This is a genomic window from Pseudomonas sp. P9_31, from assembly GCF_034008235.1.
Lineage (GTDB): Bacteria > Pseudomonadota > Gammaproteobacteria > Pseudomonadales > Pseudomonadaceae > Aquipseudomonas.
In genome coordinates this window covers 2,334,603-2,346,990 of sequence record NZ_CP125375.1, presented here as the reverse complement: position 1 = coordinate 2,346,990, position 12,388 = coordinate 2,334,603, and the positions used below count along the sequence as shown (strand labels likewise).

Below are 12,388 nucleotides of genomic sequence, written 5' to 3'. Positions count from 1 at the left end.
GTTAATCCGAATATGCCCACCCGCTCGAAGATCATCTATACCTTCACCGACGAAGCCCCAGCCCTCGCCACCTATTCACTGTTGCCTATCGTAGAGGCCTTCACCGCCTCCGCTGATATCGCCGTGGAAACCCGCGATATCTCTCTTGCAGGGCGCATTCTGGCCAGCTTCCCCGAGCAATTGGGTGACAAAGCCGTAGCCGACCACCTCGCCGAACTGGGCGACCTGGCCGTTACGCCTGAAGCCAACATCATCAAGCTGCCGAACATCAGCGCTTCGGTTCCGCAACTGCAGGCCGCGATCAAAGAGCTGCAAGCCCAGGGCTACGCGCTGCCGGACTACCCGGAAACCGTGACCAGCGACGCCGACAAAGAAGCCAAGGCACGCTACGACAAGATCAAGGGCAGCGCCGTGAACCCGGTTCTGCGCGAAGGCAACTCCGATCGTCGCGCACCGCTGTCGGTCAAGAACTATGCGCGCAAGCACCCGCACAAAATGGGCGCCTGGGCCAAAGACTCCAAGTCCCACGTGGCCCACATGAGCACCGGCGATTTCTACGGCAGCGAAAAAGCCGCCCTGATCGACGCCGCTGACGCTGTCAAAATCGAACTGATCGCTCAAGACGGCACCACCACCGTCCTGAAGGAAAAAACCACCGTACAAGCCGGTGAGATCCTCGATTGCGCCGTTCTGAGCAAAAACGCGCTGCGCAGCTTCATCGCCGCCGAGATCGAAGACGCCAAAGCCAAAGGCGTGCTGCTGTCGGTTCACCTGAAAGCCACCATGATGAAGGTCTCCGACCCGATCATGTTCGGCCAGATCGTTGCCGAGTTCTATAAAGATGCCTTGGCCAAGCACGCTGACGTGCTGGCACAGATCGGCTTCAACCTGAACAACGGTATCGGCGACCTGTACGCTCGCATCAAGGCTTTGCCTGCCGAGCAACAAGCGCAGATCGAAGCGGACATCCAGGCGGTCTACGCCGTTCGTCCGTCGTTGGCCATGGTCAACTCCGACAAAGGCATCACCAACCTGCACGTACCGAGCGACGTCATCGTCGACGCCTCGATGCCGGCGATGATCCGTGACTCCGGCAAGATGTGGGGCACCGACGGCCAGCTGCACGACACCAAGGCAGTGATCCCGGATCGCTGCTACGCCACCATCTACCAGGCGGTGATCGAAGACTGCAAGCTGCACGGCGCCTTCGATCCAACCACCATGGGCAGCGTGCCAAACGTTGGCCTGATGGCGAAGAAAGCCGAAGAGTACGGCTCCCACGACAAGACCTTCCAGATCAAGGCAAACGGCATCGTTCGGGTTTCCGACGGCGCTGGCCGCACTCTGCTGGAACAGTCGGTTGAAGCCGGCGACATCTTCCGCATGTGCCAGACCAAAGACGCGCCGATCCAGGACTGGGTCAAACTGGCCGTCAACCGTGCTCGCGCAAGCGCAACTCCAGCGATTTTCTGGCTGGACCCAATGCGCGCCCACGACGGCGTAGTGATCGAGAAAGTTCAGGCTTACCTGAAGGATCACGACACCTCCGGCCTGGACATCCGCATCATGTCGCCTGTCGACGCGATGAAGTTCACCCTGGAGCGCACCCGCGAAGGCAAGGACACCATTTCGGTGACCGGCAACGTACTGCGCGACTACCTGACTGACCTGTTCCCGATCATGGAACTGGGCACCAGCGCCAAGATGCTGTCGATCGTGCCACTGATGAACGGCGGTGGCCTGTTCGAAACCGGCGCTGGCGGTTCGGCGCCGAAGCACGTTCAGCAGCTGCTGGAAGAAAACTTCCTGCGCTGGGATTCCCTGGGCGAGTTCCTGGCCCTGGCCGCTTCCCTTGAGCACTTGGGTGTTACCTACAACAACCCTAAAGCGCTGGTGTTGGCCAAGACCCTGGATCAGGCCACTGGCCAGTTCCTGGACAACAACAAGTCGCCATCGCGCAAAGTCGGCAACATTGACAACCGCGGCAGCCACTTCTACCTGGCGCTGTACTGGGCCCAAGCCCTGGCCGCCCAGACCGAAGACACTGCGCTGCAAGCGCAGTTCGGCGAACTGGCCAAGACCCTGACCGAGAACGAAGCAACTATCGTTGCCGAGCTCAACGCCGTTCAGGGCAAGCCAGTGGACATCGGCGGTTACTACCACGCCAATGCCGAGCTGATCAGCAAGGCCATGCGCCCGAGCAACACCTTCAACGCCGCGATCGCTGCGCTGGTTTAAGGTTGTAAGGATGCAAGGAAGCCCCGGCCCAGTGCCGGGGTTTCTGTTTCTGGCGTTCACACATATCTATTCTATCTGCCGAAACAAAACCCTGTGGGAGCTGGCTTGCCTGCGATGGCGGTTTATCATTCAACATTGCTTTCGACTGACCCACCGCCATCGCAGGCAAGCCAGCTCCCACAGGATCGGACTTCAACATTCAAAACGAGGAAGCTTCATGGATTGGCTACCCCACATCACCGTCGCCACCATCGTCGAAGACAATGGTCGCTTCCTGATGGTCGAAGAGCTCAAGCACGGACAAACGGTGCTCAACCAACCGGCCGGCCATCTGGACCCGGACGAAACCCTAATCGAAGCCGCCGTGCGCGAAACCCTCGAGGAAACCGGCTGGGACGTCGAGCCGACAGGCGTGGTGGGGATTTATCTCTACACCGCCCCGAGCAACGGCGTGACCTACCAGCGGGTCTGCTTCACCGCAAAGCCGCTCAAACACCGCCCGAACTATCAGCTGGACGACGGCATCGTCGGCGCAAAATGGCTGACGCGTGACGAACTGCTGCAACAGCGCGCAAACTGGCGCAGTGAGCTGATCATCCGCTGTATCGATGATTATCTGGACGGCAAACACTTCGGTCTCGAACTGATCCGCCCTTCTCTTTAGCCTTGCGGGCTTCGGCCTGCTAGAATCGCGTCCTTTTTCAAGACACTCATTGAATCCCTATGCGTGATCCAGCCCCTTCTGACACACAAAAGAAGCGCGTCATTGTCGGTATGTCCGGCGGCGTGGACTCTTCCGTTTCCGCTCTCCTGCTGATCGAGCAGGGCTATGAGGTGGAAGGCCTGTTCATGAAGAACTGGGAAGAAGACGATGGAACGGAGTACTGCACCGCCATGGATGACCTGGCGGACGCTCAGGCCGTGTGCGACAAGATTGGCATCAAGCTGCACACCGCCAACTTCGCCGCCGAGTACTGGGATAACGTGTTCGAGCATTTCCTGGCCGAATACAAGGCCGGTCGCACGCCGAACCCGGACATCCTGTGCAACCGCGAAATCAAGTTCAAGGCGTTCCTCGATTACGCCATGATGCTCGGCGCCGACCTGATCGCCACCGGCCACTACGTGCGCCGCCGCGACATCGATGGTCGCACCGAGTTGCTCAAGGGCCTGGACCCGAACAAGGACCAGAGCTACTTCCTGCACGCCGTCGGCGGTGAACAGATCGCCAAGACCCTGTTCCCGGTCGGCGAGCTGGAAAAACCCGAAGTGCGCGCGATTGCCGAGAAACACGACCTGGCCACCGCAAAGAAAAAGGATTCCACAGGAATCTGCTTTATCGGCGAACGCCGCTTCAGCGACTTCCTCAAGCAATACCTGCCGGCCCAGCCCGGCGAGATCAAGACCACCGAAGGCGAAGTCATCGGCCGTCACCATGGCTTGATGTATCACACCATTGGCCAGCGTCAGGGCCTGGGAATCGGCGGCTTGAAAGACGCCAGCGACGAGCCGTGGTACGTGCTGATCAAAGACCTGGAACACAACGAACTGATCGTTGGCCAAGGCAATGATCACCCTTATTTGTTCTCCCGCGCCCTGCTCGCCTCGGACATCTATTGGGTCAACCCGATCGACCTGACCGAGCCGCGCAAACTGACCGCCAAGGTGCGTTATCGCCAGAGCGACCAGCCTTGCACGCTGGAAAAGACCGCCACCGGCTACCGCGCGACCTTCGATGACCCGCAACGCGCGGTCACCCCAGGCCAATCCGTAGTGTTCTACGACGGCGAAATCTGCCTCGGCGGCGGCGTGATCGAAGTGGCCGAACCCTGGACCAGCAAGGGTCAGCGCTCATGAGCCCGACTCAGGAGCAACTGACAGCCCTGGGCGGTGTGTTTCTCGCCGCCGTGCTGGTCGACAAGATCGCCAAAACCGGCCAGACCAACGAAGCCGGCCTGACCTGCATGCTCGGCAGCCTATTGATTCGCGACCCCAAGGACACGCTGGAAGTCTATGGCGGTGACGACATCAACCTGCGTGACGGTTACCGCGCCCTGATCGGCGCCCTGGAGCGCGACCCCAGCACCCTTCAGCGCGAACCGCTGCGCTATGCCCTCGCGATGCTGGGGCTGGAGCGTCAACTGGCCAAGCGCAATGACATGCTGGACGTGATCGGCAAGCGCCTGCCGCAGATTCAGTCCCAGGTCGAACACTTCGGCCCGGCTCACGAAAACGTGATCGCCGCTTGTGGCGCGCTGTACCAGGACACCCTGAGCACCCTGCGCCAACGGATTCAAGTGCATGGCGACATGCGCAACCTGCAGCAACCGAGCAACGCTTCGAAGATTCGCGCGCTGCTGCTGGCCGGCATCCGTTCAGCCCGCCTGTGGCGGCAGTTGGGCGGTCATCGCTGGCAGTTGGTGATCAGCCGTCGCAAACTGCTTAAAGAGCTTTACCCGCTGATGCGCAGCAGCTGAACCGCGCCCGCAATACCGCTTTGTAGTCAGTAACGCGTAATACGCCGGTCAGTTGGCAACGGACCGGCGGATTTTTTCATGTATGATACGCGCCCCATTTCGTTGCCCGACTGTCCGAGAACACCCCATGCAGCTCTCTTCGCTCACTGCGGTTTCCCCTGTTGACGGCCGCTACGCCGGCAAAACCCAGGCCCTGCGCCCAATTTTCAGCGAATACGGTCTGATCCGTGCTCGCGTTCTGGTTGAAGTGCGCTGGCTTCAGCGCCTGGCCGCTCACCCCGCCATCAGCGAAGTGCCGGCGTTCTCCGCCGAAGCCAACGCGGTGTTGAACACCCTGGCGGAAAACTTCTCTCTGGAGCACGCCGAGCGCGTCAAAGAGATCGAGCGCACCACCAACCATGACGTCAAAGCCATTGAGTACCTGCTCAAAGAGCAGGCGGCCAAGCTGCCGGAACTGGCCAAGGTCAGCGAGTTCATCCACTTTGCCTGCACCAGCGAGGACATCAACAACCTGTCCCACGCTCTGATGCTGCGTGAAGGCCGTGATGATGTGATGCTGCCGCTGATGCGCCAGACCGCCAACGCCATCCGCGAACTGGCCATCCGCTTCGCTGACGTGCCGATGCTGTCGCGCACCCACGGTCAACCGGCATCGCCCACCACCCTGGGCAAAGAGCTGGCGAACGTGGTTTACCGCCTGGAGCGTCAGATCGCTCAAGTCGCCGCCGTTCCGCTGCTGGGCAAGATCAACGGCGCCGTCGGCAACTACAACGCTCACCTGTCGGCCTACCCTGAGATCGATTGGGAAGCCAACGCCCGCGCCTTCATCGAAGACGAGCTGGGCCTGGGCTTCAACCCATACACCACGCAGATCGAACCGCACGACTACATCGCCGAGCTGTTCGACGCGATCGCGCGCTTCAACACCATCCTGATCGACTTCGACCGCGACATCTGGGGCTACATCTCCCTGGGCTATTTCAAACAGCGCACCATCGCTGGCGAAATCGGTTCCTCGACCATGCCGCACAAGGTCAACCCGATCGACTTCGAAAACTCCGAAGGCAACTTGGGCATCGCCAACGCACTGTTCCAGCACCTGGCGAGCAAACTGCCAATCTCCCGCTGGCAGCGTGACCTGACCGACTCCACCGTACTGCGCAACCTCGGTGTCGGCTTCGCCCACAGCGTGATCGCGTACGAAGCCAGCCTCAAGGGCATCAGCAAACTGGAGCTCAACGAGCAAAAGATTGCTGCTGACCTGGACGCATGCTGGGAAGTATTGGCCGAGCCGATCCAGACCGTGATGCGTCGCTACAACATCGAAAACCCGTACGAGAAATTGAAAGAGTTGACTCGCGGCAAGGGCATCAGCCCTGAAGCGTTGCAAACCTTCATCGACGGCCTGGACATGCCAGCTGCCGCCAAGGCCGAGCTGAAACTGCTCACCCCGGCCAACTACATCGGCAACGCTGTGGCGCAAGCCAAACGCATCTGATCGACCGCTTTACCCGTTTGAGACGCCCGGCAGCGCCGGGCGTTTTTATTCCCGTCTGAAAAGTGCTTATTTTCAATAGGTTACACATGAATCCTGATACTCCTCTTCAACTTCTGGGCGGCATCACGGCACGGGAATTCCTGCGCGACTACTGGCAGAAAAAACCACTGCTGATCCGTCAGGCGATTCCTGATTTCGAAAGCCCGATCGACGCCGACGAGCTGGCCGGCCTGGCGCTGGAAGAAGAAGTCGAATCGCGCCTGGTGATCGAACACGGCGAGCGCCCTTGGGAATTGCGCCGTGGCCCGTTCGCCGAAGACGAATTCAGCAAACTGCCAGAACGCGAATGGACCTTGCTGGTGCAAGCCGTCGACCAATTCGTGCCGGAAGTTGCCGAACTGCTGGAAAACTTCCGTTTCCTGCCGAGCTGGCGCGTCGACGACGTGATGATCAGCTTTGCCGCCCCGGGTGGCAGCGTCGGTCCGCACTTCGATAACTACGACGTGTTCCTGCTGCAAGGCCACGGCAAGCGCAACTGGAAAATCGGCCAGATGTGCGACTCCGAGAGCCCGCTGCTGCAACACGCCGATCTGCGCATCCTCGCCGATTTCGAAGCCACCGATGAGTGGGTGCTGGAACCGGGCGACATGCTCTACCTGCCGCCGCGCCTGGCTCACTGCGGTGTGGCTGTCGATGATTGCATGACCTACTCGGTCGGCTTCCGCGCCCCGAGCGCCGCTGAAGTGCTGACCCACTTCACCGACTTCCTCAGCCAGTTCCTGTCGGACGAAGAGCGTTACACCGACGCCGACACCCTGCCGGCGGTTGATCCTCATCAGATCCAGCACGACGCCCTCGATCGCCTGAAAAGCCTGCTGGCCGAGCACATGAGCGACGAGCGCCTGCTGCTGACCTGGTTCGGCCAGTTCATGACCGAGCCGCGCTACCCGGAACTGGTGGTTGGCCCGGAAGAGATCGAAGAAGACGACCTGCTCGCCAGCCTCGAGCAAGGCGCGGTGCTGATCCGCAACCCGAGCGCGCGTCTGGCCTGGTCGGAGGTCGACGACGACCTGTTGCTGTTCGCCAGCGGCCAGAGCCGTTATCTGCCGGGCAAGTTGCGCGAGCTGCTGAAAATGATCTGCGCCGCCGATGCGCTGCACGTCGACAATCTCGGCGACTGGCTGAGCGATGAAGACGGTCGCGGCCTGCTGTGTGAACTGATCAAACAGGGAAGCCTGGGGTTCGCTGATGAATAAAATTCACGTTCGTGTCGCAGACTGGCAAAAGGATAACGCCGAGATCCGGCGCATTCGTGAAGCGGTATTCGTCGCCGAGCAATCCGTTCCGCCCGAACTGGAATGGGATGCCGATGACGAGGGCGCGGTGCATTTCCTCGCACTCGAAGGCGACTTTCCGATCGGCACCGCCCGCCTGCTGCCCGATGGTCACATCGGCCGGGTGTCGGTGCTGAAAGACTGGCGCGGTTTGAAGGTTGGCGATGCGCTGATGCAAGCGGTGATCGGTGAAGCCGAGAAGCGCGGGCTGAAGCAGCAGATGCTGAGTGCGCAAGTGCAGGCCACGGCGTTCTATGAGCGATTGGGCTTTAGCATGGTCAGTGAGGAATTCCTGGAAGCCGGGATTCCGCATGTGGACATGGTGCGTCACTCGGCCTGAGACCCTGTAACTGATCGTTCCCACGCTCCGCGTGGGAATGCCTCTTGGGACGCTCCGCGTCCCCTCGCGGCAGTGACGCGGAGCGTCACAGGCTGCATTCCCACGCGGAGCGTGGGAATGATCACGCCCCGGCATTCTCGGATGCCGGGGCGTTTTGCTGTCTGTGATTCAACTCGCACCACGCCGGGCCGACAAACTGGCAATATCAAACCTTTGATTGCGGAGATAACGGATATGTCCCTACGCACCCTGCTCACCACGCTGCTGTTGACCTGCAGTTTTACGGTCATGGCCGCCACCGAGATCGTGCCCCTGAACTACCGCACCAGCGCCGACCTGCTGCCGGTGGCGCAAAACTTCATCGGCAAGGACGGCAAAGTCAGCGCCTATGGCAACCAACTGATCGTCAATGCCGAACCCGGCAAGATCGACGAACTCAAGGCCTTCCTCGCACAACTGGACACCGCGCCCAAACGCCTGTTAATCACCGTAGATACCAACGAAAACAACTTTCAGGGCGATCAGGGCTACTCGGTGAACGGCACCGCACCGAGTCAGACTCGCATCATCAACCGCAGCACCGACAGCCGCGACGGCGGCATCCAGCAGGTTCAGGCCAGCGAAGGCGCACCGGCGCTGATCCAGGTCGGCCAAAGCGTGCCGCTCACCAGCACCCAGACCGACAGTTATGGCGACCTGCGCAGCCAGACCGAATACCGCAATGTCACCCAAGGCTTCTACGTCACCGCCAGCGTCACCGGAAACATCGTTCATCTGGCGATCAGTACTAACCATGACCGGATGAGCCAGGAACGTCCCGATGTAGTGAACGTGCAAAGTACCGACACAACAGTCAGCGGCCGACTGGGCGAATGGATCACCCTGGCCGGCGTGAATCGCCAGACTCAGGCCGACAAACAGGGCCTGACCCGCAGCTACTCGACTCAGGGCCGGGATGACATGACTCTGCGGGTGAAAGTCGATACGTTGGACTAAAGCACCAGAAACTGACTGATTAGTCGTATTAGACCAAAGATGTAGTGCCTTAAAAAAAGCACTACAAAACGTTTGACGAGCCAAAAAAGCAAAGGCATGATGGCCTCGCTCCCGCTAATCAGAGGCCCTGGCAAGGGCTTTCGAATCGCCGTTCGCACCCTACCCCGCGAGCCGATTCGTGTCTGTACCGCCCACAAGGTGTGTTTGACGAGGTTGCCGACTGGAACGAAGTTGTCCCGAGGGACGGAAGCGTAATTAGGTAACCCGGCACCACACTGAAGTTCGCACCAAGGCCCACGACGCCCGAATGCGCTCGCCAGTTCGCCCTTACCTGCTCACTTTCCCCTCGAGCCCATCGTTCATCCCGTCGTCTTCCCCGCCGAACCCGGCTTGACCACCTAAGCTTCTGGTCAGCGAGCAGCCTTGTACGCCCTTTGAATTGCGTACTTGGCACGCAGGAGTTGTCCACCCAGAACCACTTTCGATTAAAGACGCGACGAGGTTTATCTCCATGGCACTGACACGCGAACAGCAAATTGCAGCCCTCGAAAAAGATTGGGCTGAAAACCCGCGCTGGAAAGGCGTGACACGCAATTACTCCGCTGCTGACGTCGTCCGTCTGCGTGGCTCGGTTCAACCTGAGCACACCTTTGCAAAAATGGGCGCCGAGAAGCTTTGGAACCTGGTCACCCAGGGTGCCAAACCGTCCTTCCGCCCTGAGAAAGATTTCGTCAACTGCATGGGCGCCCTGACCGGCGGCCAGGCTGTGCAACAAGTCAAGGCCGGCATCCAGGCGATCTACCTGTCGGGCTGGCAAGTGGCTGCGGACAACAACTCCGCCGAGTCGATGTACCCGGACCAGTCGCTGTACCCGGTGGATTCGGTTCCAACCGTGGTCAAGCGCATCAACAACTCGTTCCGTCGTGCCGACCAGATCCAGTGGAAAGCCGGCAAGAACCCGGGCGACGAAGGTTACATCGACTACTTCGCACCGATCGTGGCTGACGCTGAAGCCGGTTTCGGTGGCGTACTGAACGCTTACGAGCTGATGAAGAGCATGATCGAAGCAGGCGCCGCCGGCGTTCACTTCGAAGACCAACTGGCCTCCGTGAAAAAATGCGGCCACATGGGCGGCAAAGTACTGGTTCCGACCCAGGAAGCCGTACAGAAGCTGACCGCTGCCCGTCTGGCAGCTGACGTCGCCGGTACGCCGACCATCATCCTGGCTCGTACCGACGCTAACGCGGCTGATTTGCTGACTTCCGATTGCGACCCGTACGACCAGCCGTTCGTGACTGGCGAACGTACCCAGGAAGGCTTCTACAAAGTGCGCGCCGGCCTCGACCAAGCCATCGCTCGCGGCCTGGCTTACGCGCCGTACGCCGACCTGATCTGGTGCGAAACCGCCAAGCCGGATCTGGATGAAGCACGTCGCTTCGCGGAAGCGATCAAAAAGGAATACCCGGACCAACTGCTGTCGTACAACTGCTCGCCTTCCTTCAACTGGAAGAAAAACCTGGACGACGCGACCATCGCCAAGTTCCAGCGCGAACTGTCCGCCATGGGCTACAAGCATCAGTTCATCACCCTGGCCGGCATTCACAACATGTGGCACAGCATGTTCAACCTGGCGCACGACTATGCCCGCAACGACATGACGGCCTACGTGAAGCTGCAAGAGCAAGAGTTCGCTGACGCTGCCAAGGGTTACACCTTCGTGGCTCACCAGCAGGAAGTGGGCACCGGCTACTTCGACGACATGACCACCGTGATTCAAGGTGGCTCGTCCTCGGTGACCGCGCTGACCGGTTCGACCGAAGAAGAACAGTTCCACTGATTGGCTGTACATGAGCAAACGGCCCTTGCGGACCGAATAAAAAGCTAACCGCAAAGCCGCCCATCTGACGCCCCGACTGGTTCGGGGCGTTTTTTTGCCTGCAATATCACAAAAAACCACAGGGTTCGGTGGCGAGCCAAGGAAAAACGCTGATCCAGAGCAGTTTCGCGATCAGGAAAAGAGGGTAAAACCACCCCGTGCGCTACTTGCAGTAACGCGCATATAAGACAACTTCCCGAACCGCTACCCGCTAAACAGTTTGAAAATCACATCAGATAATATTGATTATCATTTAGAGGCAACTATGTTCGTTACATTCCCTACAGAACATATTTGACAAAACCCCCGCTAATGCCCGAACCGCATGGGCTACAGGGCTTTGGAGGTGCGCCATGTCCTTATTCCAATAAATAATTTCGCTATAGGAATTTTACTTGCAGGGTGTTTAGCCATAAAATCAGCGGGATTGATTGCTGCGACATATCGTCACTGCCTTATTTCTTTATCAAGCTCAGAGACCTTTGCTCTCTGTTAAGGATTACCAGCATGCCCGAAGCGACCGGACTCATGGCCCACAACTGGGGCTTTGCCATTTTCCTTCTGGGTGTCGGCGGCCTTTGCGCCTTCATGCTCGGCGTCTCCAGCCTCCTCGGGTCAAAAGCCTGGGGCCGCAGCAAAAACGAACCGTTCGAGTCCGGCATGCTACCTACCGGTGGCGCCCGCTTGCGGCTCTCAGCCAAATTCTATCTGGTCGCGATGCTCTTCGTGATCTTCGATATCGAAGCCCTCTTTCTCTTTGCCTGGTCTGTGTCCGTCCGCGAAAGCGGCTGGACCGGATTCGTCGAAGCTCTCGTTTTCATAGCAATTCTGTTGGCAGGTCTTGTCTACCTATTCCGAGTGGGCGCCCTTGACTGGGCTCCGGAAGCTCGTCGTAAGCGGCAAGCGAAGCTGAAACAATGAGGCTTTGGCAATGCAATACAATCTCACCAGGATCGACCCCGATGCTCCTAACGAGCAGTATCCGATTGGCAAACGGGAAACCGTTTCCGATCCGTTAGAAGATCAAGTCCACAAAAACATTTTCATGGGCAAGCTCGAAGACGTGCTCAACGGCACGATCAACTGGGGGCGCAAGAACTCCCTGTGGCCGTATAACTTCGGTCTTTCGTGCTGCTACGTGGAAATGACCACCGCCTTCACGGCGCCCCACGACATCGCGCGCTTTGGCGCCGAGGTGATCCGGGCATCGCCGCGTCAGGCGGATTTCATGGTTATCGCCGGTACCTGCTTCATCAAGATGGCGCCGATCATTCAGCGTCTCTACGAGCAAATGCTCGAGCCTAAATGGGTCATCTCCATGGGTTCGTGCGCCAACTCCGGTGGCATGTACGACATCTACTCCGTCGTTCAAGGGGTGGACAAGTTCCTGCCCGTGGACGTCTACGTGCCTGGCTGCCCACCCCGCCCTGAAGCTTTTCTGCAAGGCTTGATGCTGTTGCAGGAGTCGATTGGCCAGGAGCGTCGCCCACTTTCCTGGGTCGTTGGCGATCAAGGCGTTTACCGCGCCGAGATGCCTTCGCAAAAGGAACAGCGCCGCGAACAGCGTATTCAGGTAACCAACCTGCGCAGCCCCGACGAAGTCTGATCCAGATCTGTTCTTACAAAGAA

11 protein-coding genes are annotated in these 12,388 nt (G+C 59.2%); all 11 read left to right on the top strand.

The features are described from left to right. Positions 1-12 precede the first annotated feature (12 nt). A complete protein-coding gene (locus QMK51_RS10520) occupies positions 13-2,238 on the top strand; it encodes an NADP-dependent isocitrate dehydrogenase (RefSeq protein ID WP_320393981.1) in 2,226 nt (741 codons plus the stop codon). A 217-nt stretch (positions 2,239-2,455) separates the two neighbouring features. Beyond that, positions 2,456-2,902, top strand: a complete 447-nt coding sequence (locus QMK51_RS10515) for an NUDIX hydrolase (RefSeq protein WP_258700039.1) — start codon at positions 2,456-2,458, stop codon at positions 2,900-2,902. 59 nt (positions 2,903-2,961) lie between these two features. Next, positions 2,962-4,095 carry a tRNA 2-thiouridine(34) synthase MnmA gene (mnmA, locus tag QMK51_RS10510; protein ID WP_008014884.1) on the top strand — a complete coding sequence of 378 codons (1,134 nt, stop codon included), beginning with the start codon at positions 2,962-2,964 and terminating at the stop codon, positions 4,093-4,095. Continuing rightward, a complete protein-coding gene (hflD, locus tag QMK51_RS10505; protein ID WP_258700038.1) occupies positions 4,092-4,715 on the top strand; it encodes a high frequency lysogenization protein HflD in 624 nt (207 codons plus the stop codon). The genes mnmA and hflD overlap by 4 nt, the downstream gene beginning before the upstream one ends. A 127-nt stretch (positions 4,716-4,842) precedes the next feature. Continuing rightward, a complete protein-coding gene (gene purB, locus QMK51_RS10500; protein WP_007940861.1) occupies positions 4,843-6,213 on the top strand; it encodes an adenylosuccinate lyase in 1,371 nt (456 codons plus the stop codon). 86 nt (positions 6,214-6,299) lie between these two features. Further along, the gene (locus QMK51_RS10495) at positions 6,300-7,469 is read left to right on the top strand and encodes a cupin domain-containing protein (RefSeq protein WP_320393980.1); all 1,170 of its coding nucleotides are present in this window, start codon (positions 6,300-6,302) and stop codon (positions 7,467-7,469) included. After that, positions 7,462-7,887: a GNAT family N-acetyltransferase gene (locus QMK51_RS10490; protein ID WP_258700036.1), complete on the top strand. Its 426-nt coding sequence runs from the start codon at positions 7,462-7,464 to the stop codon at positions 7,885-7,887. The genes QMK51_RS10495 and QMK51_RS10490 overlap by 8 nt, the downstream gene beginning before the upstream one ends. A 234-nt stretch (positions 7,888-8,121) precedes the next feature. Further along, positions 8,122-8,883 carry a secretin N-terminal domain-containing protein gene (locus QMK51_RS10485; protein ID WP_320393979.1) on the top strand — a complete coding sequence of 254 codons (762 nt, stop codon included), beginning with the start codon at positions 8,122-8,124 and terminating at the stop codon, positions 8,881-8,883. A gap of 511 nt (positions 8,884-9,394) precedes the next feature. Continuing rightward, a complete protein-coding gene (gene aceA / locus QMK51_RS10480) occupies positions 9,395-10,720 on the top strand; it encodes an isocitrate lyase (RefSeq protein ID WP_258700034.1) in 1,326 nt (441 codons plus the stop codon). A gap of 546 nt (positions 10,721-11,266) precedes the next feature. After that, the gene (locus QMK51_RS10475; protein ID WP_007905050.1) at positions 11,267-11,680 is read left to right on the top strand and encodes an NADH-quinone oxidoreductase subunit A; all 414 of its coding nucleotides are present in this window, start codon (positions 11,267-11,269) and stop codon (positions 11,678-11,680) included. Positions 11,681-11,690: 10 nt separating this feature from the next. Beyond that, positions 11,691-12,365, top strand: coding sequence for a NuoB/complex I 20 kDa subunit family protein (locus QMK51_RS10470; RefSeq protein ID WP_008014893.1), 675 nt, complete (start codon positions 11,691-11,693; stop codon positions 12,363-12,365). Positions 12,366-12,388 lie beyond the last annotated feature (23 nt).

What these genes read in the sequence shown, in the direction of transcription:
- QMK51_RS10520 (WP_320393981.1), top strand. Translation starts at nt 13, where the DNA reads ATGCCCACCCGCTCGAAGATCATCTATACCTTCACCGACGAAGCCCCA.
- QMK51_RS10515 (WP_258700039.1), top strand. Translation starts at nt 2,456, where the DNA reads ATGGATTGGCTACCCCACATCACCGTCGCCACCATCGTCGAAGACAAT.
- mnmA (WP_008014884.1), top strand. Translation starts at nt 2,962, where the DNA reads ATGCGTGATCCAGCCCCTTCTGACACACAAAAGAAGCGCGTCATTGTC.
- hflD (WP_258700038.1), top strand. Translation starts at nt 4,092, where the DNA reads ATGAGCCCGACTCAGGAGCAACTGACAGCCCTGGGCGGTGTGTTTCTC.
- purB (WP_007940861.1), top strand. Translation starts at nt 4,843, where the DNA reads ATGCAGCTCTCTTCGCTCACTGCGGTTTCCCCTGTTGACGGCCGCTAC.
- QMK51_RS10495 (WP_320393980.1), top strand. Translation starts at nt 6,300, where the DNA reads ATGAATCCTGATACTCCTCTTCAACTTCTGGGCGGCATCACGGCACGG.
- QMK51_RS10490 (WP_258700036.1), top strand. Translation starts at nt 7,462, where the DNA reads ATGAATAAAATTCACGTTCGTGTCGCAGACTGGCAAAAGGATAACGCC.
- QMK51_RS10485 (WP_320393979.1), top strand. Translation starts at nt 8,122, where the DNA reads ATGTCCCTACGCACCCTGCTCACCACGCTGCTGTTGACCTGCAGTTTT.
- aceA (WP_258700034.1), top strand. Translation starts at nt 9,395, where the DNA reads ATGGCACTGACACGCGAACAGCAAATTGCAGCCCTCGAAAAAGATTGG.
- QMK51_RS10475 (WP_007905050.1), top strand. Translation starts at nt 11,267, where the DNA reads ATGCCCGAAGCGACCGGACTCATGGCCCACAACTGGGGCTTTGCCATT.
- QMK51_RS10470 (WP_008014893.1), top strand. Translation starts at nt 11,691, where the DNA reads ATGCAATACAATCTCACCAGGATCGACCCCGATGCTCCTAACGAGCAG.